The organism is Erwinia sp. HR93 (genome assembly GCF_034555055.1).
Lineage (GTDB): Bacteria > Pseudomonadota > Gammaproteobacteria > Enterobacterales > Enterobacteriaceae > Apirhabdus > Apirhabdus apintestini.
In genome coordinates this window covers 2561436-2587558 of the sequence record NZ_JAXUDP010000001.1, presented here as the reverse complement: position 1 = coordinate 2587558, position 26123 = coordinate 2561436, and the positions used below count along the sequence as shown (strand labels likewise).

Below are 26123 nucleotides of genomic sequence, written 5' to 3'. Positions count from 1 at the left end.
ACGGGGAATTATGGCTCGCAGCGTACCGGCACTCGCCGACATTACTCAACAACAGCTACGGGATATCCGCAACCAGCTCCCGGATGCGGACGTCTCCGGTGACAGTGATTACGCCATCCGGGCGAACGCCGTCTCCGGCGTGGCGCAGGGTCTGTACAACGACCAGAGCTGGATACTGCGCCAGATATTTCCCGACACCGCCGATCATGACTGGCTGGTAATGCACGCCCGCTCACGTGGTCTTTCCCCTAAACCCGCCAGCGCGGCAAGCGGTCAGGTCACGCTCACCGGCTCTGCGGGCCTGAAGGTGGCCAGCGGTCTGCAGTTCCGTCCGCGCGGCGGCAATGTCCTGTACCAGACCACGGCAGAGGCCACGCTCAGCGATAAAGGCACCGTAACCGTGAGCGCCAGCGCCATAACTCCAGGCGTCGTGGGCAATCTCAGCGACAACACCATCGCCACGCTACTCAGTGCGCCGCAGGGCATCGACAGCGCGGTAACGATAAAAACCATGCGCGGTGGGACAGATGCCGAGAGTGATACCTCATTGCTTTCGCGTCTGCTGGAGCTGATGCGCCGCCCGCCAGCCGGGGGCAACAAATACGACTACCGCCGCTGGGGGATGGAGGTCAGCGGCGTATCGGAAGCTTACGTCTACCCCCTGCGCCGGGGCTATGGCACGGTTGACGTGGTGATTACCGCCAGCGGCGGTCTGCCGTCCGACGAGACACTCAAGGCGGTACAGACCCATATCGACGAACAGCGCCCGGTGACGGCAAAAGACACGCTGGTGATGGCCCCGGAGCCGGTGAGTACCGATATTTCTGTGAAAGTCAGCCTCGACGGGCTTTCGTTTGATGAGGCCAGGTCGCAGATAACCCAGGTGCTGACGGACTACTTCAGCCGTCTGGCTCCGGGGGAGATTGCGGTCAGAACCCAGATGGGAGCGCTTATCTCTAATATCACCGGCGTGGTGGATTTCGAGCTGGTGACGCCGACAGGCAACATTGTGCCGGTAGTGAGCGATAAAACCGTGCAGTGGATACGCCCAGGCACCATCACCGTGGACGAGCTGAAATGACCGGGAACGACTACCGCGAGCTGCTGTACCTGCTGCTGCCAGATGGATATGCACGCGATGGAAAGCGGCTGAACGCAGAGCTGCAGGCTGAGGGTAATACGCTGGCCAGCGTCGAGCGCAGCGCTCAGGACGTGCTGAACGGCGTGACACCCTTTACCGCTGTGGCACTGCTGTCGGACTGGGAGCGCGTGCTGGGTCTGTCTGTCAGCAACGGCATGACCATTCAGGCCCGCCGCCAGCAGATTATGGCGAAGCTGAACGAAACCGGGGGGCTGAGCCGCAGCTACTTTATCCGCCTGGCGAAGTCGCTGGGCTATGACGTCACCATCGACGAACCGGAACCATTCCGCTGTGGCCGTAACCGCTGCGGGGACAGACTCTGGATACCGGAAATTGTCTGGGTCTGGATCGTGAATATTAAGGACGGTCAGGTGCCGGTATACCGCTTCCGTTGCGGCAGCTCGGCCACGGGTGAGCGCCTGATGTCATTTGGCCAGAATATGCTGGAGAGCATATTCCGCGATTTAAAACCTGCTCACACGCAGGTTGTATTTAATTACGTGGAGAATAAGACGTAATGAAAGATATTATTGAGCCGGTCGATACCGACGACGGATTATTTCACGATGGCGACCCGTCAACCGGCGCGGAAGGCACCATCGTATACGCCAGAATCATGAATGCGCTTCAGGGGGGTATTATTGATATTCAGACCGAGAATAAAAATATTCTGGCTGAAGCTAAAATAACACCTGACCCTTCGAAAAATAATCAACTACTGACGGCCATAAAAGCTATTGCCACGGTGATTGCTGCTAACGCTGCATCTGTAGCCGTTCCCGTTGGCACGCCGCTGGCCTGGCCGACTACCACACCACCCGACGGTTACGCCATCATGCAGGGCCAGGCATTTGATACAGCTAAATACCCAAAGACAGCTGCTGCATATCCATCCGGTAAACTTCCCGATATGCGCGGGCAGACCATCAAAGGTGCGCCTGATGGCCGTGCGCTGCTGAGTCTGGAGGCAGATGGTATTAAATCGCATACACATGCGGCTACAGCAGCTGCAACAGACCTTGGCACCAAAAACACCTCGTCATTTGATTACGGAAATAAGACCACATCCTCAACTGACCTCGGGACAAAAAACACCTCGTCGTTTGATTACTCAACGAAAACAACAAACGCGCCGGATTTAGGTTCAAAAACTACATCTTCCGCTGGTAATCACAAACACCGAACTGGTACGCAAGGTACTCTTAATGGCGGCGGTGGCGTGACAACAGTCCCTCTATTCAACAATGGTACTGCCACTTATACAGATCAAACTGGTAACCATACTCATACTGTAGCAATAGGAACGCACGCACACACCGTCGCTATTGGCGCACATGCACACTCTGTGGTTATGGGGGCGCATGCGCATACCGTCGCTATTGGCGCTCATGTTCATTCTGTAGTGATGGGAACTCACACGCATAACATAACGGTAAATGCTGCTGGTAATGCAGAAAATACCGTAAAAAACATCGCATTCAATTATATAGTGAGGCTTGCATAATGGCTTTTGAAATGTCTGATAAGGCACAAACAATTAAGGTTTTTAATTTACGAGCGGATACCAGCGAATTTATTGGTACTGGTGATGCCTATATTGTCCCGCACACGGGTTTACCTGCAAATTGCACCGAAATAGCACCACCGGCTATCCCCGTCGACCATGTCGCTATTTTTGATGAAACAAAACAGACGTGGTCACTCACCGAAGACCATCGCGGCGTCACCGTCTACGATACTACCTCTGGGGCATCAACTGTTATCGATGCATTGGGGGCACTGCCGGAGAACGTGGTAACGATAGCGCCCTCCGGGCAGTATGATAAATGGAACGGGGAAGCATGGGTAAAAGATGAAGATGCGGAAAAAAACGCTTTGCTGGCTGAAGCAACAGCTCAGCAGAGTCAGTTAATTTCTCAGGCCCGCCTGGTAATCGGTGAATGGCAGACGTCGCTGACTCTGGGTACTCTCTCTGACGATAACAAAGCTAAATTACAGACCTGGCTGGACTATATCGAAGCACTCAAAAACATTGATTTGAACAATCCTGAATGGCCTGAAAAACCGTCTGAATAATTTATTGACTCGGAGCGAAAGGTATCATGAGTAAACCTTCATTCATGGCTTTTCCTCTGTTTAAATGATCTCCGCCAGAAATGGCGCTCCACTAACTCATAAATCAGGACTAAGAATATGACGTTTACACAAACTGTATTGCTTTATATTTGTACCGTAGTTTGCGCCCTTTATCTGGTGGCTGGCGGCTATAAAACCATCCGTGCATATATTAGAAAAAAAATTGACCAGGCCGCTGAAGCTAAGAATGCGGCTGCACAGCCTTAAGCCATACCCGCTACGGCACTGAGACTGAAGCGTTACGTTCGACTTCTTTAATATTGGATATAACGATCAATTACATGAAATTGATCGTTATAACAGATCATAAATTAAGGAAGGATAACAATGCCTAGTTCTATCATCCCCTGGCTCGGTGGAAAGCGGAAGCTCGCCAGACACTTGCTGCCCCTGTTCCCTGATCATACCTGCTACGTCGAGCCATTCTGTGGTGGTGCTGCACTTTTCTTTATGAAGCCCCCATCAAAAGTTGAGGTGCTTAACGATATTAACAGCGATATAGTTAACCTATATCGCGTTATTCAAAACCATCTCGAAGAGTTTATTAAGCAGTTTAAATGGGCTTTAACCAGCCGTGAAATATTCCGTTGGCTTAAAGACACGCCGCCAGAAACACTGACAGATATACAGCGAGCTGCCAGATTCTATTACCTTCAAAAACTGTCGTTTGGGGCTAAAGTTGATGGGCGTACATTTGGCATCAGTGCCACAGGGCCGTCAAAGCTAAACCTGCTGAGGCTGGAAGAAACGCTATCAGAAGCCTGGCTGCGGATGCACAGGGTAACAATAGAACATCTGGACTGGAAAGCGTGTATAACCCGTTACGACCGACCAGACACGCTATTTTATCTTGATCCACCCTACTGGCAGACACAGGGCTACGGTGTACCGTTTGGACTTGAGGAGTATGTTGCAATGGCGGAACTCGCTCACAGATGCCAGGGGAAGATGATTATTTCTGTAAACGATCACCCGGACATGCGCCGGGTGTTCAAAGGGCTGGAGATAGTAGCGGTTAATACCACTTATTCTGTAGGCAGTAATAACGGTCATAAGGCCGCAGAACTGGTAATATGCAACTTCAGGCCTATACCTGCATCGAAGCCTTAAACTCTTCAGATAGACACCACAGCCCGTTATTTTCAACGGCTATTTCAAATACCGCCATTTGCTCAAGTATAAAGCGGGTGGCGTGTTCTTGTTGTCCAGCTATGTATGCAAGAGCCTGTAAGGTCAGTGAGGTAGTTTGACTGAAGGCTGAAACAATGTCATACGCATCGTCAGTCATGGTCTGGCGAGTCTGATAAAAATTCATGGTCAATTCCTTCTATGCGACTAAGAAACCTACAGGCCTGTAGTGCGACGCACACTAACTCGACGTGATCGGACAGTCCAGCGGAAGGGAGTTCGGAAAATTTGAGAAGACCTTTATGGTCGAAAATCACACAAAATTGAAAGATATTTGATATTAACGGAATGGTAATGCAGTGAATCAAATACTCTTCAAATCAGTATCAAATAATTTTCGCGGCTACAGTCGCGCCTAATCTTTTATCCGGCAGGGCACATAATTATTCGCGAAGCGTGCGCGCGCGGCGCGCGGACTGGAAGCACCAGCCAATAATTCGGCTCTGCTTTTGCCCCTGGGCCATGGTTTTTTTTACTACGCGCTGAGCGCCCGCCTGCTGTAATGCCCGTAAAATAGTCGGCACATTATCGCTGCGCGAAACCAGCGTGGTAAACCACCCAACCTGGCGCGCATAGCGCTGGCTTTCTGCGATCGTTTGCAAAATAAACGCCACCTCTCCACCTTCACACCATAACTCCTGCTGGCGTCCGCCAAAGTTAAGCGACGGCGTGCGCGCATCCAGCCCCAGGTTACGCCGTTTGCGCTCACTGCCTGCACGCGCCGCCGCCTCCGAGTCGTGAAACGGCGGGTTACACATAGTCGCCGCGTAATATTCCCCCGCGTGGATCACACCTTCAAAAATCGCCGTGCGATTTTTCTGGCGCCGCAGACGTACTTTACGCCCCAGGTAAGGGTTTGCGCGGACTATTTCACCGGCATTACGCAATGCATCCTCATCTATATCGCTGCCGGTAAAACGCCAGCCATATTCAAACTGTCCAATCAGCGGATAAATACAGTTTGCGCCAACGCCGATATCAAGAATATCCGCCTGCTGCGGAATATGACCTTGATTATCCTCCGCGAGAATATCAGCGAGATAGTGCAAGTAGTCGGCGCGCCCGGGAATGGGGGGACACAAAAATCCTTCCGGCAAATGCCATTTCGTGATGCCGTAAAAATGCGCCAGCAGCGCCTGATTCAGTAACTTCACCGCGTCAGGATCGGCAAAATCAATCGTCAGCTCTCCGGCAGGGGAACGACGAACGTAAGCCGCAAGTTCCGTGCAGGCTCCCGTTAGCGCGGCGAAATCATAGCGGGAGCGATGGCGATTGCGCGGGTGAAGTACGTCTTTCGACGCGGAGCGGTTGTTCATAATGTCTCTCCAGTTATCGCGCGTAAGATACCCGCAGTTCGCCGACAGGTAAACTGACGCCTACTTCACGGCAAACTTACGGCCTGTACTATAGCGAAGAACGGGAACAAGACGCGTATAGACACCGGCAGGATAATAATAAACTCACGCGCCGGGTTTACCCGATGCAATTACTGAATCATTACGGACCACCACCAGCACTACGCATCAATAGTAAAAATTGAGACAGTATCCGTAAGCTGCCGGGCGTAGGTGTCCATACTTTGCGCAATTTCCGTCGACTCATCGACCAGCAGCGCATTTTTCTGGGTGGCAATATCCATCTCGTTCAGCGCCATCGCGGCCTGGATGACGCCTGAGCGCTGCTCTTCAGAAGCCTGAGCAATTTCCTGCATGATGGCGCTCACCTGCGACACCGCCTCCACAATATTTTCCATCTCTTTGCCGGCATCCGCCACCTGCGCCACGCCCTGACTAACGCTCTGCATTGATGCCTCGATAAGTTCGCCGATTTCACCCGCGGCGGTGGCGCTGCGTTTCGCTAAATTACGCACTTCCGTCGCCACAACTGCAAATCCGCGCCCCTGCTCGCCCGCACGCGCAGCTTCAACGGCAGCATTAAGCGCAAGAATATTGGTTTGGCTGGCAATGGCGTTAATCACATGGGTGATTTCAGCAATGCGCCGAGTGGTTTGCTCTATTTTATGCATTCCCGTCACTACATTGCCCATGACCAAAGCGCCTGATTGAGCCTTTTCATTAGCCTGAGCGGCCAGAGCATTGGCCTGACGCGCATTGTCGGTATTACAGGCAACGGTCGTTTTTATTTGCTCCATGCTGGAAGCCGTTTGCTGTAACGCGATTGCCTGCGCTTCGGTGCGTGCTAACAGCGCCTTATTGCCCTGGGTCATTTCCCCGGCAACTGACTTAATGTGAAACGCCGTATTTTTTATTGACCCGGTAATTCTTGTTAGCGACAACCGCATTTCATCCAGCGCCAAAGGAACGCCATTAACGTCTTCAGAATATTGAATCAATTGGTCTGTTAAATCGCCATGAGTAATTAATTGAATATTTTTCTTTATTGCATTAGTAACAGTCAGAAATTCCTTGCGCAACACCAGGCATAACAATCCGGAAATAATAAAAAACAGGACAAGGAAAAACGATATAATCACTACTGCCCAACGGTAAGACTTGTCAACATTTTGTTTTGCACCACGAACATCGTATTCAATAATCAAATCGCGAAACTCATTAGCTAATCGATTAAACGCCATAATATGAGTCACGTCAGGATCCCTCTGAATCTGCGCCATTGATTTTTTCAACTCATTCGTTTTTTTAATCCCACTCTCCGTTTTAACCGGCGCGACTTTAAGGAAGTGCTTGAAATTTTCCTGCGCCCTGGCCAGGCTTTGCTCTCTCTCACTGACCGAAAGCCCTTCAAACCTAAGCTCGCCGCTGGTCTTTGTTAACCAGTCATACTGATGAAAGCCTAAAACAAAACCATTAACTTTTTCTTCAATGGCAGATAGAAATGACAAAGAACAGATTGATAAAAACAGAAAGCATGAAAGTAGCAAAGCCAGAAAAGAAAGTACCGTAAGCTGTCCTTTTTTAATACTCATAATCGTCTCTTAGTGGATTATAAAAATAATATCCGCGCTAACTATTTTATACAATCACTGGCGAATATATTCAGGTACAGCACTCTGCACCGGGAAACAACCTTCACTTGTTACTTTATGTCTTCAGCTTCTAAGGATCAGGTTTATTTCCAGGATTCAAATAAAAAAGACTAAAATCGACAAACTGAAGATAAAATCATAAGTCGTAATATTTAATGCTTTTGCGGATACATAAAAAATGCACCATTGGTGATAACCGATGAAACAGCATGTGAATTTTAGTGATTTTAGTGATTTTAGTGAAAAAACCAAAAGCCCCGAATAGGGGTTATTCAAATTAAGGTTTTGACGAAACGAAATATTATGAAATTAGCGCCATACCGCCCCGCTGGCCGGTGACAGTTCGTCCCCCCAAAGCGCCGCAACCTCTTAAATGCTCCCATAATCCAGGGCTCAGGCACCGTTCTGCCAGGGAACAGGCCTGTTTTCCCGGCGGCGCTATCCGCCCACTGCGCGCCAGCCTTTATCATCTATCATCTGCTCCCATAGCAAACAGTTCGCTAAAACCATCCCCTGCGGCGCAGTAGCCGTATCGCTACCTTCTGATATTCACCGTTCAGTTTTTTTGAAGGCGTTGCTCAGAGATATTCAATTTTAACCGGCGAATAAAAGTGTGAACATAATCACATAAATCAGCAAATACAGTTAATCACTCTCAGGAAGCCGACAAATGAACATGATTCGCACCACGCTCTCAGCATTCATTATTCTCACCGCGCCATTGGGGGCATTTGCTGCCCAATCTCTGGATACAGCTCAAACACAACATCATGAAAAGATGGGCGTAATTTCGGCCTCAGGCGCCACTAACCTTAGCGACCTGGAACACCAACTATCAACCAAAGCGGACGCGGCCGGTGCCAGCGCTTATGAAATTACAGAAGCGTCCGGTAACAATCTGCTGCACGGCAGCGCTATCATCTATAAATAAACGTACCACAGCGCTTCGGTTATCACCCTCACCGAAGCCTTTTATTACCTAAAATTGTTACAGTTGCCCGCCGCTTGCGGCGGGCTTTTTTATGCGCCGGGAAATACGGTACCTACGCGCTGGTGCGCCTGTTCTGCGCTTTCACAGATACCTGAAGCGATAAGGCAGCAAATAAGCTGTGTGCGGATTGAGTCGGGAATCGGCTCTATACCCGCCAGGCAGCGCTGGGTCCAGCGGGCGGTAACGTCGGCTTCTTTCTCAGACGGAAGAATATCTACACTATTGGCCTCAGCCTGCCGCTCGTACAGTACGTTCACGCTCTGGCCGTCGATAAATGTGATTTGCGGGCAGCGCTGAGGATTCGCATAAACCTCCCCTTCGGTGCCGTGCATCAGCAGCGCTCGCCCGCCAATATCACGGAAAAACTGCGCCACCTTCGTCACATATTCAGGGTGTGAAACGCTGGAAAGCCGCAGAGCTGCATCTTCTTCAAACGGAGTAGCCAGTTTCGCCAGCGTATGCGCGCTGCTGCGCACGCCCATGCGCCAGCGTAAATCCAGCGCGGCGGCCATGGGCGGGCAAAAGGCGCTCACCGGCATATATACCGGCCGCTGTTCTTCCAGCTCCGCCTGCGCCTGCCCGGCGTGACGCGTAGCGTCAATCCCCATCAGAGCAAATATCGTTTCTGAGATCACCCGCCCGGGGTCATCGCTTACGCCGTGTACCAGCACGGGAAAACCTAACCGGGACAATAAAAACGCCAGCAGCGGGGTTAAATTCGCCTGTCTGCGCGCGCCGTTATAAGAGGGGATCACGATGGGGCGCGGCCGCCCTTCCGGCGGCATCAGGCGTATCGTATGCTGGCGCATCGCGGCATAAAACCCGCGCATCTCCGCTTCGCTTTCTCCCTTCACCCGCAGCGCCAGTAATATCGCGCCCAGTTCCAGTTCGGGGACTTCTCCGCTCAAAATATGAGAATATAATTCACGCGCGGTATCAAAATCCAAATCTCTGGCATGCAGTTTACCGCGCCCGATCTCTTTAATAATTTTACGATAATCCATAGTATTCATTCCTCAGCCTACGGCTATTTTGCTGCCTGATATACGTCAGTAAGCCCGCGATATTATTCAGCGCCCCGGCTTCTTCGCGCTGCGCCGCCGCCCGGAGCGACGCGGTGCGGCGTTTGGCACAGGTTTTTCCGTCATCGCCGGCACTTCGGGCTGGAGTAGCGGAAATATGGGAAGCGCCTCAAGAAGCCGCTTGCCGTAGGATTTTGTTAGCAGGCGTCTATCATAGATAATGATGTCACCGCGGCACCCGTGGCTGCGAATCAAGCGCCCGACCTGTTGAATTAAGGTAAATGAAGCGCTGGGCAGGCTCTGAACTTCAAAAGGATAGCGGCGCAGCGTTTTTAACCATTCACCTTCGGTGATCACAACCGGATTATCTACCGGCGGAAAAGCGATTTTGTGAATATGCACCTGCGTGAGCAATTCACCTTTTAAATCCAGCCCTTCGGCAAAAGACTGCAGGCCAATGAGCACGCTGACCTGCCCGTTGCGCACACGCTGGCGGTGCAGTTCGATTAAGCGTGAGCGCGGGCTGTCGCCCTGAACCAATAATTGTAAACGCAACTCACTGACGTAGCCTAAAAAAGTTTGCATAGCGCGCTGGCTGGTGAACAGAACCAACATGCCTTTATGGGTCTCTTTTTCCAGCTCAGCGCGGAAAAACGCCGCCATCTCCTGCAAATGCAGCGCTTCGTTTTCCAGACGCGGTTCATTGCGCATTTGCGGAATCAATAGCCGCCCCTGTTCTACGTGATTAAACGGGGAATCCAGCGCCAAAAATCTATCGCCGGCCTGAAGTTTCAGCCCGCTCATTTCCTGAAAGCGGGAAAAGCTGTTCAGGGAGCGCAGGGTTGCAGAGGTAATAATAATATGCGGCACGCTGCGCCAGAGCAGCTTTTCTAACTGCTCACTAACGCGGATCCCCGCGCAGTGCAAAAACCAATGTTGATGCCCCTCTCGCCGCTCTCGGGTTATCCATTTACAGACCGGCGCGCCGGACGCCTGTGCCATCGCGGCCAGCGTCCAAAGCCGGGTCTGTGTTTCAAAATACCCCAGCGCCCGGTTAAGCTGCAGGATCAAACGGTGCAGTCGCGCAATATCATACTGACCGGTTCTTTCGCTTAAATCATTAACCAATGCCTCTGCCAGCCCGCGTAATCCGTCGGTAAGTTTTGCCAGCCTCTGGGCGTGAACGGTTAATTCATCGGGCAATATTCCTAAAGCAAAACGATATTCAGCGTTCTCTTCTCCGGGCAATAATTGCGCCAAAATACGCACCGCTTCTGACAGTCGCTCAACAATCTCATCTGCGCATTGGGCGAGCCGTTCCGGCACCGCCAGCGGAGGAAGCCGCTTCGGGCGATGCAGCGCAAGACAGGAGGCAATCAGCTTAATGAATAAATCGAGCTGCAGTTTGGTAAACCCCGGCGTAATCTCCGCGCTAACCTCCAGCGCATCACGCGCGACTTCTGGCAAATGGTGCCCTTCATCAAGGACCAGCAGCATATTTTTTGCCGGCGGCAATACCGCATCACTTTCCAGCGCGGCGATCGCCAGCGCATGATTCGCCACAACGACTTCCGCTTCGCTGATTTCACGCCGGGCAATAAAGAAAGGGCAGCTTTTGAACCACGGGCAATTTACCCCCAGGCAGCTTGCTTTATCGGTACTAATCCGCGCCCAAAGCGCGTCTTCAACCTCCAGCTCAGCGCGATCGCGCAGACCATCCCAGCGCCCGCCGTCGAGCGCGGTTTTTAGGGTGGTACACAGTTTTTGCTCTGCCTGGCTTGCCGGCACTTCATCTTCGAGAAAATCCAGCAGCGTACGTTGAGCATTATCTTCCGGCGCCGCCAGCGCTGCCAGATTGCGGGGACATGCGTAGCGACGCCGCCCAAAGGCGGCGGTGAATTTTAAGCCAGGAATTATCGTGCTCAGGAGCGGCAAATCTTTGGTAAAAAGCTGATCCTGCAGAGCTACGTTCGCGGTACTGACCACCAGCGTTTTTTGCTCATCGCGCGCTATCGCAATGCCGGGAATAAGGTAAGAAAGCGTTTTCCCGACGCCGGTTGGCGCCTCTATCGCTAAATGGCGCCCTTCTTCGCCCGCCAGCGTTTTAGCCACTTCGGCTATCATCTGACGCTGGGGAGCGCGAGGGATAAAATCGGGGATTTGCTGCTGAAGCGCCTTATACCAGGCGCCAATTTGCGCCTTTTGCGCCGCCGAAAGTGCCATAGTGAACCGTAAATACTGTATAAACAGCCACTATTGTCCCACTTTTAAGCGGCATGAGATACCTTCTTTTTTATCGATAGGCGACATTACGGGCGTTATTGCGCGCCGCAGTCGGTCCGGGCAATAAAACAAAATTGCCTCCCGCAGGCGGCAAATAGCACATGGTTCGATGGCCGAAAATAACCGTCGTTATTGCGAATTGCCGCCAGAGCGGCGCGGACGGCGAGGTCTGTCACCTTCAGGGCGCGCGCTGCGCGATTGCCCTTCTGTGCGTGAACGCGGCGACTGAGCGCTGCGTTCCGGGCGTTTTCCCTGAGCCTGACCTCTTCCCGGCCCCTGCCCTTGTCCACGGCCGCCGCCACGTCCCTGACGGCCATTTTGGATAGGTTCCGCTTTAATCGACGGATCCGGCTCAAATCCCGGCAGGGCAATACGTGGGATCTCGCGCTTTAATAGCCGCTCAATATCACGCAGTAGTTTATGTTCATCAACGCACACCAGCGACAGCGCTTCGCCGGTTGCCGCAGCGCGTCCGGTTCGCCCAATCCGGTGAACATAGTCTTCCGGCACATTGGGCAATTCATAGTTCACTACATACGGCAGTTCTTCGATATCCAGGCCGCGCGCGGCGATATCGGTCGCCACCAATACGCGGATATCCCCGGACTTAAAGTTCGCCAGCGCCCGCGTACGTGCGCCCTGGCTTTTATTACCGTGGATAGCCGCCGCGGTGATTCCATCTTTACTTAACTGCTCCGCCAGGTGGTTTGCGCCGTGTTTGGTGCGCGTAAACACCAGGACTTGCCGCCAGTTTCCTTGTCCTATCATGAGTGATAACAGTTCGCGCTTGCGTTTTTTATCGACAAAATGGACGTGCTGAGTAACCTGTTCCGAAGCCGTGTTGCGGCGCGCAACGGCAACCTCCTCAGGATTGTGCAATAGCTTTTCCGCCAGTTGCTTAATCTCATCGGAAAAGGTGGCGGAAAACAGAAGATTCTGTCGGCGCGGAGGCAGCTTCGCCAGTACGCGGCGAATATCGTGAATAAATCCCATATCCAGCATACGATCCGCTTCATCCAGCACCAGAATCTCAATGCTATCAAGCTTCACCGCATTCTGATGTTCAAGATCGAGCAAACGCCCCGGTGTGGCTATTAATACATCAACCCCGCTGCGCAGTTTCATCATTTGCGGGTTAATACTGACGCCACCGAACACGACCAGCGAGCGAATATCTAAATATTTACTGTATTCACGCACATTCTCCCCTACCTGTGCCGCCAGCTCGCGCGTTGGCGTCAAAATCAGCGCGCGCACCGGACGGCGCCCTTTTTGATGCGGGGCTTTCTGCGACAGTAATTGAAGTAACGGCAGCGTAAAACCCGCTGTTTTTCCCGTGCCCGTTTGCGCGCTGGCCATCAGATCGCGCCCGCGCAGAACGACAGGGATCGCCTGACGCTGAATCGGCGTCGGCTCATGGTAGCCCTGTTCCGCTACCGCACGCAGGATATCAGCGTTTAACCCAAGAGAATCAAAAGACATAACAACTCCAGAACCGCCCTGACCGGGGGACCGGTGTAGTTTCCAGGGGGATATCGACAGCCGGAGAAAGCGGCTGATTAAAGGGGCACAAACCACAGTGCGTTATCAGGGACGCAGTGTATCAGTTTTTCCCCATCAGCGCATAAAGTCCCGGTATTCAAATGATGCTACGTAGGTAGCACCGGCTGGACAAGGTCACTTAAGCGCCATAAACTCAATCAATCGTTTGATTAATTGTATTTGCTATTTATGACTGAAGCGCTTCCCCAGCAAACTACGCGCGGCGAACAGGCCAAAAATAAACTGATTCAGGCTGCCATCGCTCAATTTGGTGAATATGGAATGAATGCCACCACGCGCGACATCGCCGCTCTGGCGGAGCAAAATATCGCGGCGATTAATTACTATTTCGGTTCTAAAGAGGCTCTATATCTTGCCTGCGCCCACTGGATCGCCGGATTTATCACCGAACGCACACGACTTCCTCTTCAGGCGAATAGTTCTGGCCATGATGTCAGACTTACGGATAAAACTACAGCGCGCCAGCGGCTTCATCAGCTTAGTCGCACTATGCTCCATTTGCTTACCGATGATGCCACGCTCAATATCAGTAAATTCGTTACCCGAGAGCAGTTTTCTCCGACGGAGGCTTACACTGTTCTTCACGAGCGCCTGTTTCTGCCGATGCATACTCAGATAGCCCATCTGGTAGCGCTCTATTCAGGATTATCTCCCGATGCCACGGACACGGTGTTACACACCCACGGAATACTGGGAGAAATTCTCGGTTTTCGGTTAGGGCGTAATACGCTTTTGCTGCGCTGCGGCTGGCAGCAATTTGACCCGGCCGGAACCGATCAAATTGCCCGCACTGTGGGGCAGCACATTGATTTTATACTGCAAGGATTATCCGCACAGCGAGGAGCGGTAAACGATGAAAAAAAGTAAACCTATTATTATCGCGCTGATTATCGCAGCGCTGGTTATTGCCATAGGGAGCTGGCTATGGCTTCGCAGCCAGCAACCTCAGCCGCTCACGCTGTATGGCAATGTGGATATTCGCACCGTTGAAATGAGTTTCCGCGTCGGTGGCCGGCTGGAATCCCTGGCGGTAGATGAAGGCGATAGCATTAAGGCAGGCCAGGTTTTGGGGCAAATTGATAAAGCCCCGTACGATAATGCGTTAATGCAGGCGCAGGCCAACGTGGACGCGGCTCAGGCGCAATATGACTTAATTACCGCCGGCTATCGTAGCGAAGAAATAGCCCAGGCCGCCTCAGCGGTTAAACAAGCGCAGGCCGCCTATGATTACGCGCAAAACTTCTGGCTGCGCCAGCGCGGACTGTGGAAAAGCCGCACCGTATCGGCCAACGAACTTGAAAACGCCCGCTCCGGGCGCGATCAGGCGCTGGCCAGCCTGAAGTCGGCCCAGGATAAACTGGCGCAGTATCAGAAAGGGAATCGTCCTCAGGAAATAGCGCAGGCGAAAGCGAAGCTGGAACAGGCAAGATCGCAGTTAGCGCAGAGCCAGCTTGATTTACAGGACACCACGCTACAGGCGCCGTCGAATGGAACTTTACTAACCCGAGCCGTGGAACCCGGCACCATGTTAAACCCCGGCAGCAGCGTACTGACTCTGTCGCTGTCTCACCCCGTGTGGGTGCGCGCCTATGTCAATGAAACGCATCTCAATGAAGCGCAGCCGGGCCGCGAAGTATTGATTTATACCGATGGCCGCCCGGACCAGCCCTGGCATGGAAAAATCGGCTTCATTTCTCCCACCGCCGAATTCACGCCTAAAACCGTGGAAACCACCGATCTACGTACTGACCTGGTCTATCGCCTGCGCATTATCGTCAGCGACGCGAACGCTGAATTACGCCAGGGTATGCCGGTTACTATTCGCTTCGCCGACAGGGATCAGCATGAACAGCGGTGAACGCACAATTGTTCTCTCGGAGGTAGCCAAACGCTTTCCCGGCATGCAAAAACCGGCCGTCGCACCTCTTAGCGTTACACTCCGCGCCGGCGGCGTTACCGGGCTGGTGGGGCCGGACGGGGCGGGGAAAACCACGCTGATGCGCATACTCGCCGGATTGCTCAGCCCCAGTGAAGGCAGCGTCAGCGTTATCGGTTTAGATCCTATTAAGGACGATACGCAGCTTCACGCCAGGCTTGGCTATATGCCCCAGAAATTTGGCCTTTATGAAGATTTAACGGTGCAGGAGAATCTCGACCTGTACGCCGATCTGCGCAGCGTCACCGGAGAGCAGCGGCGCGAGACATTTAAACGCCTGCTGGAGTTTACCTCACTTGCGCCGTTTACCGGCCGGCTGGCGGGCAAACTTTCCGGCGGGATGAAGCAGAAACTGGGGCTGGCCTGTACGCTAGTCGGCCAGCCGGAAGTGCTGTTGCTCGACGAGCCAGGCGTTGGCGTCGATCCTATTTCCCGGCGCGAACTTTGGCAAATGGTGCACGAACTGGCCGGTGAGGGGATGCTTATCCTGTGGAGCACCTCTTATCTGGATGAAGCCGAACAGTGCCGCGAGATTTTACTGCTCAATGAAGGCGAGCGCCTTTATCAGGGCGAACCTAAAGCTCTAACCGGCAAAATGGCCGGGCGGAGCTGGCTGCTCAGCAGCCCCCGTGAAAACAATCGCCGACTTTTGCAGCGTGCACTCAAGCTGCCACAGGTTAGCGACGGCGTTATTCAGGGGCGCTCCATCAGACTTATTTTAAAGCGTGAGGCCAGCCCGGATGTGCTAATGCAATCGCTATCGCTGGAGAGAGATCGGCTAACCGAAACCGCGCCGCGCTTTGAAGACGCGTTTATCGATTTACTCGGCGGCATTGATGAATCGGAATCTCCGCTGGGCGCGGTGCTGCACCAAATTAAGGGCCAGCCCGATGAAACGGTGATCGAGGCAAACATGCTGACCAAAAAATTTGGCGATTTTGCGGCAACGGATAACGTCAATTTTCAGGTGAAACGCGGCGAGATTTTTGGCCTGTTAGGGCCAAACGGCGCCGGGAAATCCACCACATTTAAGATGATGTGCGGATTACTGGTTCCGACCTCCGGCAGCGCGCAGGTATTGGGGATGGATTTAAAGACCAGCTCCGGGGCTGCACGCCAGCATTTAGGCTATATGGCGCAAAAATTCTCGCTGTACGGCAACCTAACCGTCGCGCAAAATTTACGTTTTTTCTCCGGCATATACGGCCTGCGCGGCCGGGAGCAGGCCGATAAAATCGCCCGTATGAGCGAAGCATTTAATTTCGGGCCCATTTTTAATCAAACGACCGATGACCTGCCGCTGGGGTTTAAGCAGCGCCTGGCTCTGGCGTGTTCACTTATGCATGAGCCTGATATTTTATTCCTCGACGAGCCTACTTCCGGCGTCGATCCTTTAACGCGACGTGAATTCTGGCTGCATATTAACAGCATGGTCGAGCGCGGAGTCACGGTGATGGTAACCACGCACTTTATGGACGAAGCGGAGTATTGCGATCGTATCGGCCTGGTTTATCACGGGAAACTTATCGCCAGCGGCACGCCGGATGATTTAAAAGCGCAGGCGGCGGATAGCCAACACCCCGATCCCACGATGGAGCAGGCGTTTATTTCGTTGATTCACGACTGGGACAAGGAGCATGCCAATGGCAACTAATTCTCTGGTGTCATGGCGGCGGGTGCGGGCGCTTTGCGTAAAAGAGACGCGCCAAATATTACGCGATCCCGGAAGCTGGCTTATCGCAGTAGTCATTCCGCTGCTGCTGCTGTTTATTTTTGGCTACGGAATTAATCTCGACTCCAGCCGCCTGCGCGTCGGCGTGCTGCTGGAACAGCAGAGCAAAGAAGCGCTCGATTTCACCCATGCTATCAGCGCATCGCCGTTTATCGATCCCACCGTGAGCGACAATCGTCAGCAATTGATTGAAAAGATGCAGGCGGGGCAGATCCGCGGGCTGGTCGTCATCCCGGTAGACTTCGCTTCACGCATGGCCCGAGCCAGCGATACGGCGCCGGTGCAGGTGATTACCGACGGCAGCGAGCCAAATACCGCCAACTTCGTACAGGGTTATATGCAGGGAATTTGGCAAATCTGGCAGGCGCAGCGCGCCGCCGACCGCGGCGAGCCGTTTGAACCCTTGATTAATATTCAGACAAGGTACTGGTTTAACCCTGCGGCTATCAGCCAGCATTTTATTATTCCCGGCGCGGTGACCATTATTATGACGGTCATCGGCGCTATTTTAACTTCGCTCGTTGTTGCACGGGAGTGGGAGCGCGGCACGATGGAAGCGCTGCTGTCTACGGAAGTGACGCGCGGCGAGCTGTTATTGTGCAAGCTCATTCCCTACTATTTTCTTGGCATGCTGGCGATGCTCATCTGTATGCTGGTATCCGTGTTCATTCTGGGCGTGCCCTGGCGCGGCTCGCTGCTGGTGCTGTTTCTCATCAGCAGCCTGTTTTTGCTCAGCACGCTGGGGATGGGGCTGTTAATTTCCACGCTCACGCGCAATCAGTTCAATGCGGCCCAGGTTGCGTTGAACGCCGCATTTCTCCCTTCCGTCATGCTGTCCGGTTTTATTTTTGAAATCGACAGTATGCCGGCGGCAATCCGCGCAATTACGTATGTGGTTCCGGCGCGCTATTTCGTCAGCACGCTGCAAAGCCTATTTCTCGCCGGAAATATTCCCATCGTGCTGGTGATTAATACCCTGTTCCTGATTGCCTCGGCGATACTGTTTATCGGCCTGACGGCACTGAAAACCCGGCGTCGACTCGACTGAGGAAAGGAAGTTATGCTGTATCGTTTATGGACACTGATTCGTAAAGAGCTACAGGCGCTGCTGCGCGAACCGCAGACGCGCGCCATTCTTATTATGCCCGTGATTATTCAGGTGGTGCTTTTTCCGCTAGCCGCCACGCTTGAGGTAAGCAATGCAACTATCGCGCTGTATAGTGAGGACAACGGCAGACACGCGATTGAATTAACCCAACGTTTCGCGCGCGCAAAAGCCTTCAGCCATGTCTTAATCCTGAAAAGCCCGCAGGAGATCCGCCCAACTATCGATACGGGTAAAACCCTGCTGCTGGTGCGCTTTCCCGATGATTTTTCTCGCCGCCTTGATTCCGGTCATCCGGCGCAAATGCAGCTTATTCTCGACGGACGGCGTTCAAACAGCGCGCAAATTGCGGCCAATTATCTGCAGCAAATCGTCACCGACTATCAGCAGGAATTGATGGCTCAGGCCGGGCATCCTAACCCCAATAATAGCGAACTGGTGGTCCGCAACTGGTATAACCCCAATCTCGACTACAAATGGTTTATTGTGCCGTCTCTCATCGCCATGATTACTACCATCGGCGTAATGATAGTGACTTCGCTGTCCGTGGCGCGCGAGCGGGAACAGGGCACGCTCGATCAGCTACTGGTTTCACCGCTGGCAACGTGGCAAATTTTTATCGGCAAAGCGGTGCCCGCGCTGGTTGTCGCCACTTTTCAGGCTTCCATCGTGCTGCTTATCGGGATTTTTATTTATCAGATCCCGTTTTCCGGCTCGCTGGCGCTGTTCTACCTGAGCATGATGCTGTATGGACTGTCGCTGGTAGGGTTCGGCCTGCTTATCTCTTCGCTGTGTTCAACGCAGCAGCAGGCGTTTATTGGCGTGTTCGTGTTTATGATGCCGGCCATTTTGCTTTCAGGCTACGTTTCACCGGTAGAGAATATGCCGATATGGCTGCAGCATTTAACCTGGATTAACCCGATTCGGCACTTCACGGATATCACCAAGCAAATTTATTTGAAAGATGCGAGTTTTACGATCGTGTGGAAAAGTTTGTGGCCGCTACTGGTCATCACGGCCACTACTGGGTTAGCGGCGTATACTATGTTTCGCCGGAAGGTCGCCTGAACGGCGTTTGTCTTTTATCAATAATGAAACCAGCGCCGGGCCTGCCAATAGCGCCAGCCCGGCCAGTGCCAATAGCACATTGTTGTGCAGCACGCGGGAAAGCAGCCAAATTGCTATTAGCGCCACGCCGAAATACCACGTTGTGGTCATCTCTTCCAGAAAATCGCCCAGCTCACGGCGCCAGCCCGCGTGGTAACGCTGGAAGGCCAGCATCAACACCAGAGTGACCGCGTACAATACGCACAGCCCCAAACCGACGCGCACCATTGCCTGGCTCATCCATCCCATCACCAGTAAAGCAACTACCAAAATATGCAGCATAATCTGCCAGCAACTTAGGCCTGTTGCGACACGAATACGTTGTTGCCATTTCATGTCATCGCTCCCTATGGTCTTTCTTACTGTATTTCAGAGTACCGTACTTTAAGGAAAATTCCGTATCACGCCAACTTTTTGTGACAAAGACTACACTTTACCCGCCTACATATGACAAAAACGGGAGGCGCATGACGAAATCCAGCGCTTTATTCTCACTGCGCATTTTAACCATTAACACCCACAAAGGATTCACCACATTTAATCGCCGCTTTGTGCTACCTCAATTGCGGGACGCGATACGCAGCGTCAATCCCGATATTGTCTGCCTGCAGGAAGTGCTGGGTGAACATGAGATCCACGCGCTCAATATCGCCGACTGGCCGCAGACCAGTCATTACGAATTTCTCGCCGACGCCGTGTGGCAGGATTATGCCTACGGGCAAAATGCCGTTTACAGTGAAGGGCATCACGGCAACGCCATTTTGTCACGCTATTCGATTATACGCAGCGAAAATAGGGATATCTCTATCCCCGGTCATGAAAAACGAGGGCTATTGCACTGTGAAATCGCGCTACCCGCCCCGTCGGCACACCCTCTGCATATTATTTGTGCGCATCTGGGATTAAGAGAACGCCACCGGCAAATCCAGTTGGGGATGCTTTCACGCTTTGTGAACACCCTGCCTGATGCGTGCCCCATCGTAGTCGCCGGTGATTTCAACGACTGGCGCCAGCGGGCAAACCCGCTATTACGCACTGGCGCTGGCCTTGAGGAAATTTTTACTCGCGATCGCGGACGGCCAGCGCGCACATTTCCGGCCCGTTTTCCACTGCTGCGCCTCGATCGCATCTATATTAAAAATGCTGCCGCCAGCGCTCCGCGTACGCTTTCTCTACGTGAATGGCGGCATCTTTCCGATCATGCGCCTCTGGCCGTGGAGATCGCTCTGTGACGCAACATGTATGCCGCTGGCGCGACGGTAACCGTATCGCGCTGCTGGAAAACGGTGAGGCATTCTTTCCCGCTGTCTTTAACGCTATCGCCAAAGCCCAGCAACATATCATTCTGGAAACCTTCATTTGGTTTGAAGACAATATCGGCTGGCAGCTAAGAGATGCGCTGCTAAATGCGGCGCAGCGCGGCGTGCACGTCGAGTGCCTGCTGGACGGCTACGGTTCCCCGCCGTTCAGCGAAGATTTTGTCAACCCGATGACCGCCGCAGGGATAGTTCTACGCTATTACGATCCGCGTCCGCTGCGCTTTGGGATGCGTACGAATATCTTTCGCCGCATGCACCGTAAAATTGTAGTAGTCGATCGGTGCATCGCCTTTATCGGCGGCATAAATTATTCCGCTGAACATATGACAAGCTTTGGTCCACAGGCAAAGCAGGATTATGCGGTACGCCTTGAGGGCCCCATCGTCGACGATATTTTTCACTATTCGCGCGCTACGCTTGCCGCCCGAGATACCGTCCGACGCTGGTGGGGACAAAACAGCGAAACCCTTTCTTATCAGGCAACAGCGCCCGGCGAAACCCAGGCGCTGTTCGTGTGGCGAGATAATGACAGCCACCGTGACGATATTGAACGCCATTACCTGAGAATGCTGGCGACGGCAAAGCGCGAAGTCATTATTGCAAACGCCTATTTCTTTCCCGGCTATCGGATATTGCATGCGATGCGCAATGCGGCGCGGCGCGGGGTGGCGGTCCGTCTAATAACCCAGGGCGAGCCGGATATGCCAATTGTCAAAGTTGGCGCGCGCCTGCTTTACCGGTACTTGCTGCGGGCCGGCGTCAGCATTTATGAATATCAGCAACGTCCGCTGCACGGCAAAGTCGCCGTGATGGATGATAGCTGGGCAACCGTCGGCTCCAGTAATCTCGATCCACTCAGCCTGAGCCTGAATCTGGAAGCGAATGTAATTGTCCACGATCGCGCATTCAACCAAACGCTGCATAGCCACTTAGAGACACTGATTCAGGTAGATTGCCAGCAAATCGATGAGACAAAATTGCCGCCTCGCCGCTGGTGGAATATTGGCAGCAGCGTGCTGGCGTTTCACTTTCTGCGCCATTTCCCCGCCATGGTCGGCTGGCTTCCTGCCCATACGCCGCGTCTGAAGCAGGTTCCCCTGCCGGCACGGCCGCAAATTGAAGCCGGCGATCGCCGGGAAACCCCGGAGATGTAGCAATGAAGCCCCATAAATCAAAAAAATGGAAACTGGCGAAGCGGCTCCTGAGCTGGCTTTTTCTGACGGTCACGCTGGCATTAATCATTTTTTACGCCCAGAAAATCGACTGGAAAGAGGTCTGGCAGGTACTACGCAATTATGACCGCCGCGCGCTATGGGCCGCCGCGGGTCTCACCGCCCTGAGTTATCTTATTTACGGCGGCTATGATCTTTTGGCTCGCGTCCAGTACCACCACCGGCTGGAGAAGCGCCAGGTGATGCTAGTCGCCTTCATTTGCTATGCGTTTAATCTTACGCTCAGTACCTGGGTCGGCGGCATCGGCATGCGATATCGGCTCTATTCTCAGCTTGGCCTGTCTAAAGGGATGATTACGCGCATTTTTTCTCTTAGCATTTCGACCAACTGGCTGGGGTATATTTTGCTGGGCGGGGTACTTTTTACCAGCGCAATGGTGCCTCTGCCCTCGCACTGGTATCTTAGTGAATCTACGCTGCAGTTACTTGGCGGTGTGCTACTGGCGATAATTATCGGCTATATCTGGTGCTGTGCACGGGCGAAAAAGCGCCATATCACACTCTTCAAGCAGCGATTTGAGCTACCAGCCTGGCGCTTTGCACTATTGCAGTTGACCCTCTCCAGCGTTAACTGGATGATTATGGCGGCCATCATTTGGCTATTGACTGACCAACAGGTGAATTACTTCTTACTGCTCGGCGTGCTGCTGGTAAGCAGCATTGCCGGCGTGATTATCCACATCCCTGCCGGTATCGGCGTACTTGAGGCTGTTTTCATTGCGCTTCTGGCGACAGAACCGGTATCTAAAGGCAATCTCATTGCCGCCCTGCTCGCCTATCGGACACTTTATTTCTTCATTCCGTTATTCCTTGCCGCACTGTGTTACCTGTGGATGGAACACCGCGCCAGGCAAAGCGCTGTCGGAAACCAAAGTGCCCCGAAGAGTATGGCACCGCGCATGCATCATACGCCTGAGCGCCAGCGTGGTGCCGACACAGGGCCGCGTTAACTGCCCCGCCAGGTTGAATAGCCATACTGGCTCAGCGGCAGAGGAACGCGCAGCGGTGAGTTCCCCGCCCGGCGGGAAATATAGCAACACGCCGGTTATGCCCCGACGCAGCGCCGGGGCGAGGCAGCATTAACTGCCCCGCCAGGTTGAATAGCCATACTGGCTCAGCGGTAGAGGAACGCGCAGCGGTGAGTTCCCCACCCGACGGGAAATATAGCAACACGCCGGTTATGCCCCGGCTCAGCGCCGGGGCGCGGTAGCGTTAACTGCCCCGCCAGGTTGAATAGCCATACTGGCTCAGCGGCAGAAGAACGCGCAGCGGTGAGTTCCCCGCCCGACGGGAAATATAGCAACACGCCGGTTATGCCCCGGCGCAGCGCCGGGGCGCGGCAGCGTTAACTGCCCCGCCAGGTTGAATAGCCATACTGGCTCAGCGGCAGAGGAACGCGCAGCGGTGAGTTCCCCGCCCGACGGGAAATATGGCAACACGCCGGTTATGCCCCGGCTCAGCGCCGGGGCGCGGTAGCGTTAACTCCCCCGATAGGTTGAATAGCCATACTGGCTCAGCGGCAGAGGAACGTGCAGCGGTGAGTTCCCCGCCCGACGGGAAATATGGCAACACGCCGGTTATGCCCCGGCTCAGCGCCGGGGCGCGGTAGCGTTAACTCCCCCGATAGGTTGAATAGCCATACTGGCTCAGCAGCAGAGGAACGTGCAGCTTCTGATTTTTCTCCGTTACGGTGAAAATAACCGGAATTTCAGGGAAGAAGCTACTCATATGCTGTGACTTAAAGTAATCGCCGGTGCGAAAGGTGACTTTGTAGGTGCCGGGCTGCATATCCTGAGCCGCCGGATAAAGCGAGCCGACTCTTCCATCCTGATTCGTTTTAGCCTGTGCAACCGAAACCCAATCGTCCCCGGTTTTCTTCGCCAATTCCACCGCGACACCTTCAGAAGGCCGCCCGGTTTGCTGATTAAGAATATGAACGCTTAATGTTCCCTGCGGGGCGGCCAGCGCTGCGCAGCTCAACAGACATAACCCCGAAATAATGGCTAATTTCATAATGATTCCTTGTTAGATAAATTTTAGACCTGTATGGAGCACTCACGCGACTAACTGACCTTACTCGCGGTTTATCACCAGCTATTATCTGGCATACAAGATCTGCCAGCGTTACAACTGTAGCAGCTAAAAAACGATTGCCCCGTTTCCAGGCACTTTTATAGGAGGTAAAGCCCTTGCGTTGAATCAGAGGGCAAGATTAACAGCGTAAGCACACTGTATTAACGAAGAGCATCGTGACAGAAACCGGGTAAACACATAGCCAAATTACCAACAAAGGGCATTCTGAAAGCATAAAAAAACGCCGCTATTGCGGCGTTTTGTCTATCTGAATGTGCATTAACGGCGATTGCCGAAAATACGCAGCAGCATCATAAACAGGTTAATGAAGTCCAGATACAGCGTCAGCGCGCCCATGATAGCATATTTGCGCATATCATCGCCGCTGCGGTTTTCCATTTGCTCGCCGATAGCCTTTAATTTCTGGGTGTCGTATGCCGTCAAACCAACGAATACCAGCACGCCAATATAGGTTACCGCCCACATCAGCGGATGTGCTTTTCAGCCAGATATTGACCAACGATGCCAGCACAATGCCTATCAGCCCCATAAACAGCAAGCTTCCGAAGCGGCTGAGATCGCGCTTAGTGGTATAGCCATAAAAGCTCATCGCGCCAAACATACCGCCGGTAATCAAAAAAGCGCTGGCGATTGAAGAATAGGTATATACCAGGAAAATACTGGCAAACGTTAACCCGGTTAGCGCTGAATAGAGCATGAACAGGCCGGTTGCCACACCCGGGCTAAGTTTGTGCACCATGCCAGAGAGTACGAATACCAGCGCCAGCTGCGCAATCACTAAACCGAAAAACGTCAGTTTACTGGAAAACACGAACATCATTACCGCCGGTGTATTCGCGGCAAACCAGGCAACAAACGCCGTTAATAAAAGCCCGCAGGTCATCCAGCCAAAAACCTGCGCCATATAAGTTTGCAGACGACTGCCGCTTTGTATAATCGACGAGCCGCCGGATTGTGGGTATCGATCCATGAAACATCCTCGTGGTTAGAAAACAGAGTTAGGTAATGACAAACGACTAACCCGCTGCGCGCCGAATGCCACTATTGGTCATTGCAATAAGACTACCACATTTTCACAGCACTCTGACTACCAGCGCTGCGCCGCCTCACGATCGCTATCGCGCGCTTCGACCCAGCGAGCGCCCTCATCCGTCGCCTCTCGCTTCCAGAACGGGGCGCGGGTTTTCAAATAATCCATAATAAACTGCGCCGCTTCGAACGCCTGGCTTCGGTGAGCGCCGGTGACGCCGACAAATACAATTTCATCCCCCGGCCACAGCTCACCGACGCGATGGATAACCGAAACCCGCTGCAGCGGCCAGCGCTGCCGCGCCTGGGCGACTATCTCTGCGAGCGCTTTTTCCGTCATCCCGGGATAGTGCTCCAGCGTCAGGGCGCTGACATTATCGCCCAGGTTATGGTTACGCACTTTGCCAGTAAACGTCACCACCGCCCCGTCTTCATCGCACTGGGATAGCCAGCTATATTCTTCGCCGACGTTAAAACCGGCTTCGCCAACGCGGATCCGCGTATCAGTCATTGCTTAACCTCCCGTAACGGGTGGAAAGAAAGCTACTTCATCGCCATCCTGCAAAGGATGCGTGAACTCCACCAGCGTCTGATTAACCGACGCCAGCAATTTCCCGCGCTCTAGCGCCAATGCCCAGCGTTCCCCGCGTTCGGCCAAATGCTGGCGCAATGCTTCTACATTTGAAAAGGTGGCGGGCAACGATACATTATCGCAGGCGATAAGTTCGCGCACCTGCGCAAAAAACAAAACATTAATCATGCGCTTTCACCTTAAAATCGCCAGATTTACCGCCGCTTTTTTCCAGCAGGCGCACCGGCCCAATCACCATATCTTTTTGAACTGCTTTACACATATCGTAAATAGTCAGCGCCGCCACCGATGCCGCCGTTAGCGCTTCCATCTCCACGCCGGTTTTCCCGGTTAAACGGCAGCGCGACTCAATGCGCACCCGATGCGCCTCACCATCTGCCTCTAACTGAACTTCAACATTGCTGAGTAATAATGGATGACATAGTGGAATCAACTCCCAGGTGCGTTTCGCTGCCTGGATACCGGCAATACGTGCTGTAGCAAATACGTCGCCTTTGTGGTGGCGGCCTTCAACGATCATCGCCAGCGTTTCAGGGCGCATCGTGACAAAAGCCTCGGCGCGCGCTTCGCGAACCGTATCCGCTTTTGCGGAAACATCAACCATGTGAGCTTCACCCGCCGCATTAATATGCGTCAACTGCGACAT

General features: G+C 53.2%; 27 protein-coding genes and 1 pseudogene. 15 read left to right on the top strand and 13 right to left on the bottom strand.

Features of this window, described 5'->3' with window-relative positions:
• The first annotated feature begins 10 nt into the window (after positions 1-10).
• The 6 genes from SFA31_RS12070 to SFA31_RS12045 all read left to right on the top strand — a co-directional run bounded on the left by SFA31_RS12070 (position 11) and on the right by SFA31_RS12045 (position 4387).
• Positions 11-1081 (top strand): baseplate J/gp47 family protein, encoded by a 1071-nt coding sequence (locus SFA31_RS12070; RefSeq protein WP_322838196.1) that lies wholly within the window; start codon positions 11-13, stop codon positions 1079-1081.
• Positions 1078-1659 (top strand): YmfQ family protein, encoded by a 582-nt coding sequence (locus SFA31_RS12065; RefSeq protein ID WP_322838195.1) that lies wholly within the window; start codon positions 1078-1080, stop codon positions 1657-1659. Before SFA31_RS12070 ends, SFA31_RS12065 begins: the two co-directional genes overlap by 4 nt.
• Positions 1659-2645, top strand: coding sequence for a phage tail protein (locus SFA31_RS12060; RefSeq protein ID WP_322838194.1), 987 nt, complete (start codon positions 1659-1661; stop codon positions 2643-2645). The genes SFA31_RS12065 and SFA31_RS12060 overlap by 1 nt, the downstream gene beginning before the upstream one ends.
• A complete protein-coding gene (locus SFA31_RS12055) occupies positions 2645-3217 on the top strand; it encodes a tail fiber assembly protein (RefSeq protein ID WP_322838193.1) in 573 nt (190 codons plus the stop codon). Before SFA31_RS12060 ends, SFA31_RS12055 begins: the two co-directional genes overlap by 1 nt.
• Before the next feature lie 117 nt (positions 3218-3334).
• Positions 3335-3484, top strand: a complete 150-nt coding sequence (locus SFA31_RS12050) for a DUF1378 family protein (RefSeq protein ID WP_322838192.1) — start codon at positions 3335-3337, stop codon at positions 3482-3484.
• A gap of 120 nt (positions 3485-3604) precedes the next feature.
• Positions 3605-4387 (top strand): DNA adenine methylase, encoded by a 783-nt coding sequence (locus tag SFA31_RS12045; RefSeq protein WP_322838191.1) that lies wholly within the window; start codon positions 3605-3607, stop codon positions 4385-4387.
• Here the strand turns inward: SFA31_RS12045 and SFA31_RS12040 are convergent.
• The 3 genes from SFA31_RS12040 to SFA31_RS12030 all read right to left on the bottom strand — a co-directional run bounded on the left by SFA31_RS12040 (position 4365) and on the right by SFA31_RS12030 (position 7412).
• Entirely contained in the window at positions 4365-4592 is a 228-nt protein-coding gene (locus SFA31_RS12040; protein ID WP_322838190.1) for a hypothetical protein, read from the bottom strand. The two genes, SFA31_RS12045 and SFA31_RS12040, sit on opposite strands and share 23 nt — an antisense overlap.
• Before the next feature lie 256 nt (positions 4593-4848).
• Positions 4849-5781 carry a 23S rRNA (adenine(1618)-N(6))-methyltransferase RlmF gene (rlmF, locus tag SFA31_RS12035; RefSeq protein ID WP_322838189.1) on the bottom strand — a complete coding sequence of 311 codons (933 nt, stop codon included), beginning with the start codon at positions 5779-5781 and terminating at the stop codon, positions 4849-4851.
• A gap of 200 nt (positions 5782-5981) precedes the next feature.
• Positions 5982-7412 carry a methyl-accepting chemotaxis protein gene (locus SFA31_RS12030; protein WP_322838188.1) on the bottom strand — a complete coding sequence of 477 codons (1431 nt, stop codon included), beginning with the start codon at positions 7410-7412 and terminating at the stop codon, positions 5982-5984.
• A 730-nt stretch (positions 7413-8142) separates the two neighbouring features.
• On the opposite strand from SFA31_RS12030, the gene bhsA reads away from it, so the two are divergent.
• Complete coding sequence (gene bhsA, locus SFA31_RS12025; protein WP_322838187.1) at positions 8143-8403, top strand: multiple stress resistance protein BhsA; 261 nt, start codon at positions 8143-8145, stop codon at positions 8401-8403.
• Between the two features lie 89 nt (positions 8404-8492).
• On the opposite strand, the gene ybiB is transcribed toward bhsA, so the two are convergent.
• From ybiB to rhlE, 3 genes are all read right to left on the bottom strand, one after another.
• The gene (ybiB, locus tag SFA31_RS12020; RefSeq protein ID WP_322838186.1) at positions 8493-9467 is read right to left on the bottom strand and encodes a DNA-binding protein YbiB; all 975 of its coding nucleotides are present in this window, start codon (positions 9465-9467) and stop codon (positions 8493-8495) included.
• A gap of 66 nt (positions 9468-9533) precedes the next feature.
• A complete protein-coding gene (dinG, locus tag SFA31_RS12015) occupies positions 9534-11708 on the bottom strand; it encodes an ATP-dependent DNA helicase DinG (protein WP_322838185.1) in 2175 nt (724 codons plus the stop codon).
• 189 nt (positions 11709-11897) lie between these two features.
• Positions 11898-13250, bottom strand: coding sequence for an ATP-dependent RNA helicase RhlE (gene rhlE, locus SFA31_RS12010; protein WP_322838184.1), 1353 nt, complete (start codon positions 13248-13250; stop codon positions 11898-11900).
• Positions 13251-13499: 249 nt separating this feature from the next.
• On the opposite strand from rhlE, the gene cecR reads away from it, so the two are divergent.
• The 5 genes from cecR to SFA31_RS11985 are packed head-to-tail and all read left to right on the top strand — an operon-like array spanning position 13500 to position 19172.
• Positions 13500-14198 (top strand): transcriptional regulator CecR, encoded by a 699-nt coding sequence (gene cecR, locus SFA31_RS12005; RefSeq protein ID WP_322838183.1) that lies wholly within the window; start codon positions 13500-13502, stop codon positions 14196-14198.
• Positions 14185-15189, top strand: coding sequence for a secretion protein HlyD (gene hlyD / locus SFA31_RS12000; protein WP_322838182.1), 1005 nt, complete (start codon positions 14185-14187; stop codon positions 15187-15189). Before cecR ends, hlyD begins: the two co-directional genes overlap by 14 nt.
• A complete protein-coding gene (locus tag SFA31_RS11995) occupies positions 15176-16921 on the top strand; it encodes an ATP-binding cassette domain-containing protein (RefSeq protein WP_322838181.1) in 1746 nt (581 codons plus the stop codon). The genes hlyD and SFA31_RS11995 overlap by 14 nt, the downstream gene beginning before the upstream one ends.
• A complete protein-coding gene (locus tag SFA31_RS11990) occupies positions 16911-18047 on the top strand; it encodes an ABC transporter permease (protein WP_322838180.1) in 1137 nt (378 codons plus the stop codon). Before SFA31_RS11995 ends, SFA31_RS11990 begins: the two co-directional genes overlap by 11 nt.
• Positions 18048-18059: 12 nt before the next feature.
• On the top strand, positions 18060-19172 hold the full coding sequence (locus tag SFA31_RS11985) for an ABC transporter permease (protein ID WP_322838179.1): 1113 nt from the start codon (positions 18060-18062) through the stop codon (positions 19170-19172).
• Here the strand turns inward: SFA31_RS11985 and SFA31_RS11980 are convergent.
• Entirely contained in the window at positions 19134-19547 is a 414-nt protein-coding gene (locus tag SFA31_RS11980) for a YbhQ family protein (protein WP_322838178.1), read from the bottom strand. The two genes, SFA31_RS11985 and SFA31_RS11980, sit on opposite strands and share 39 nt — an antisense overlap.
• Before the next feature lie 131 nt (positions 19548-19678).
• Here SFA31_RS11980 and SFA31_RS11975 point away from each other — a divergent pair, with 131 nt between their 5' ends.
• Genes SFA31_RS11975 through SFA31_RS11965 form a run of 3 tightly spaced genes read left to right on the top strand, consistent with a single transcriptional unit; the run spans position 19679 to position 22712 of the window.
• Entirely contained in the window at positions 19679-20443 is a 765-nt protein-coding gene (locus SFA31_RS11975) for an endonuclease/exonuclease/phosphatase family protein (protein WP_322838177.1), read from the top strand.
• The gene (gene clsB, locus SFA31_RS11970; protein WP_322838176.1) at positions 20440-21684 is read left to right on the top strand and encodes a cardiolipin synthase ClsB; all 1245 of its coding nucleotides are present in this window, start codon (positions 20440-20442) and stop codon (positions 21682-21684) included. Before SFA31_RS11975 ends, clsB begins: the two co-directional genes overlap by 4 nt.
• Positions 21685-21686: 2 nt before the next feature.
• Positions 21687-22712 (top strand): YbhN family protein, encoded by a 1026-nt coding sequence (locus SFA31_RS11965; protein ID WP_322838175.1) that lies wholly within the window; start codon positions 21687-21689, stop codon positions 22710-22712.
• 528 nt (positions 22713-23240) lie between these two features.
• Here SFA31_RS11965 and SFA31_RS19090 read toward each other — a convergent pair.
• From SFA31_RS19090 to moaC, 6 genes and pseudogenes are all read right to left on the bottom strand, one after another.
• Positions 23241-23324 (bottom strand): hydroxyisourate hydrolase, encoded by an 84-nt coding sequence (locus tag SFA31_RS19090; protein ID WP_416208354.1) that lies wholly within the window; start codon positions 23322-23324, stop codon positions 23241-23243.
• A gap of 49 nt (positions 23325-23373) precedes the next feature.
• A complete protein-coding gene (gene uraH / locus SFA31_RS11960; protein WP_322838174.1) occupies positions 23374-23775 on the bottom strand; it encodes a hydroxyisourate hydrolase in 402 nt (133 codons plus the stop codon).
• A 339-nt stretch (positions 23776-24114) separates the two neighbouring features.
• Positions 24115-24826 (bottom strand): annotated as a pseudogene (locus SFA31_RS11955) (Bax inhibitor-1 family protein).
• Positions 24827-24943: 117 nt separating this feature from the next.
• Positions 24944-25396: a molybdopterin synthase catalytic subunit MoaE gene (gene moaE, locus SFA31_RS11950; protein WP_322838173.1), complete on the bottom strand. Its 453-nt coding sequence runs from the start codon at positions 25394-25396 to the stop codon at positions 24944-24946.
• A 3-nt stretch (positions 25397-25399) separates the two neighbouring features.
• Entirely contained in the window at positions 25400-25645 is a 246-nt protein-coding gene (gene moaD / locus SFA31_RS11945) for a molybdopterin synthase sulfur carrier subunit (RefSeq protein ID WP_322838172.1), read from the bottom strand.
• On the bottom strand, positions 25638-26123 hold the full coding sequence (moaC, locus tag SFA31_RS11940) for a cyclic pyranopterin monophosphate synthase MoaC (protein WP_322838171.1): 486 nt from the start codon (positions 26121-26123) through the stop codon (positions 25638-25640). The genes moaD and moaC overlap by 8 nt, the downstream gene beginning before the upstream one ends.

Coding starts and splice junctions, on each gene's coding strand:
- SFA31_RS11975 (WP_322838177.1), top strand. CDS start 19,679: ATGACGAAATCCAGCGCTTTATTCTCACTGCGCATTTTAACCATTAAC.
- moaD (WP_322838172.1), bottom strand. CDS start 25,645: ATGATTAATGTTTTGTTTTTTGCGCAGGTGCGCGAACTTATCGCCTGC.
- cecR (WP_322838183.1), top strand. CDS start 13,500: ATGACTGAAGCGCTTCCCCAGCAAACTACGCGCGGCGAACAGGCCAAA.
- rlmF (WP_322838189.1), bottom strand. CDS start 5,781: ATGAACAACCGCTCCGCGTCGAAAGACGTACTTCACCCGCGCAATCGC.
- moaE (WP_322838173.1), bottom strand. CDS start 25,396: ATGACTGATACGCGGATCCGCGTTGGCGAAGCCGGTTTTAACGTCGGC.
- moaC (WP_322838171.1), bottom strand. CDS start 26,123: ATGTCGCAGTTGACGCATATTAATGCGGCGGGTGAAGCTCACATGGTT.
- SFA31_RS11995 (WP_322838181.1), top strand. CDS start 15,176: ATGAACAGCGGTGAACGCACAATTGTTCTCTCGGAGGTAGCCAAACGC.
- uraH (WP_322838174.1), bottom strand. CDS start 23,775: ATGAAATTAGCCATTATTTCGGGGTTATGTCTGTTGAGCTGCGCAGCG.
- SFA31_RS11980 (WP_322838178.1), bottom strand. CDS start 19,547: ATGAAATGGCAACAACGTATTCGTGTCGCAACAGGCCTAAGTTGCTGG.
- SFA31_RS12045 (WP_322838191.1), top strand. CDS start 3,605: ATGCCTAGTTCTATCATCCCCTGGCTCGGTGGAAAGCGGAAGCTCGCC.
- SFA31_RS12055 (WP_322838193.1), top strand. CDS start 2,645: ATGGCTTTTGAAATGTCTGATAAGGCACAAACAATTAAGGTTTTTAAT.
- SFA31_RS12050 (WP_322838192.1), top strand. CDS start 3,335: ATGACGTTTACACAAACTGTATTGCTTTATATTTGTACCGTAGTTTGC.
- SFA31_RS12030 (WP_322838188.1), bottom strand. CDS start 7,412: ATGAGTATTAAAAAAGGACAGCTTACGGTACTTTCTTTTCTGGCTTTG.
- SFA31_RS11985 (WP_322838179.1), top strand. CDS start 18,060: ATGCTGTATCGTTTATGGACACTGATTCGTAAAGAGCTACAGGCGCTG.
- SFA31_RS11965 (WP_322838175.1), top strand. CDS start 21,687: ATGAAGCCCCATAAATCAAAAAAATGGAAACTGGCGAAGCGGCTCCTG.
- SFA31_RS12070 (WP_322838196.1), top strand. CDS start 11: ATGGCTCGCAGCGTACCGGCACTCGCCGACATTACTCAACAACAGCTA.
- bhsA (WP_322838187.1), top strand. CDS start 8,143: ATGAACATGATTCGCACCACGCTCTCAGCATTCATTATTCTCACCGCG.
- ybiB (WP_322838186.1), bottom strand. CDS start 9,467: ATGGATTATCGTAAAATTATTAAAGAGATCGGGCGCGGTAAACTGCAT.
- rhlE (WP_322838184.1), bottom strand. CDS start 13,250: ATGTCTTTTGATTCTCTTGGGTTAAACGCTGATATCCTGCGTGCGGTA.
- SFA31_RS12065 (WP_322838195.1), top strand. CDS start 1,078: ATGACCGGGAACGACTACCGCGAGCTGCTGTACCTGCTGCTGCCAGAT.
- SFA31_RS11990 (WP_322838180.1), top strand. CDS start 16,911: ATGGCAACTAATTCTCTGGTGTCATGGCGGCGGGTGCGGGCGCTTTGC.
- SFA31_RS12040 (WP_322838190.1), bottom strand. CDS start 4,592: ATGAATTTTTATCAGACTCGCCAGACCATGACTGACGATGCGTATGAC.
- hlyD (WP_322838182.1), top strand. CDS start 14,185: ATGAAAAAAAGTAAACCTATTATTATCGCGCTGATTATCGCAGCGCTG.
- SFA31_RS12060 (WP_322838194.1), top strand. CDS start 1,659: ATGAAAGATATTATTGAGCCGGTCGATACCGACGACGGATTATTTCAC.
- dinG (WP_322838185.1), bottom strand. CDS start 11,708: ATGGCACTTTCGGCGGCGCAAAAGGCGCAAATTGGCGCCTGGTATAAG.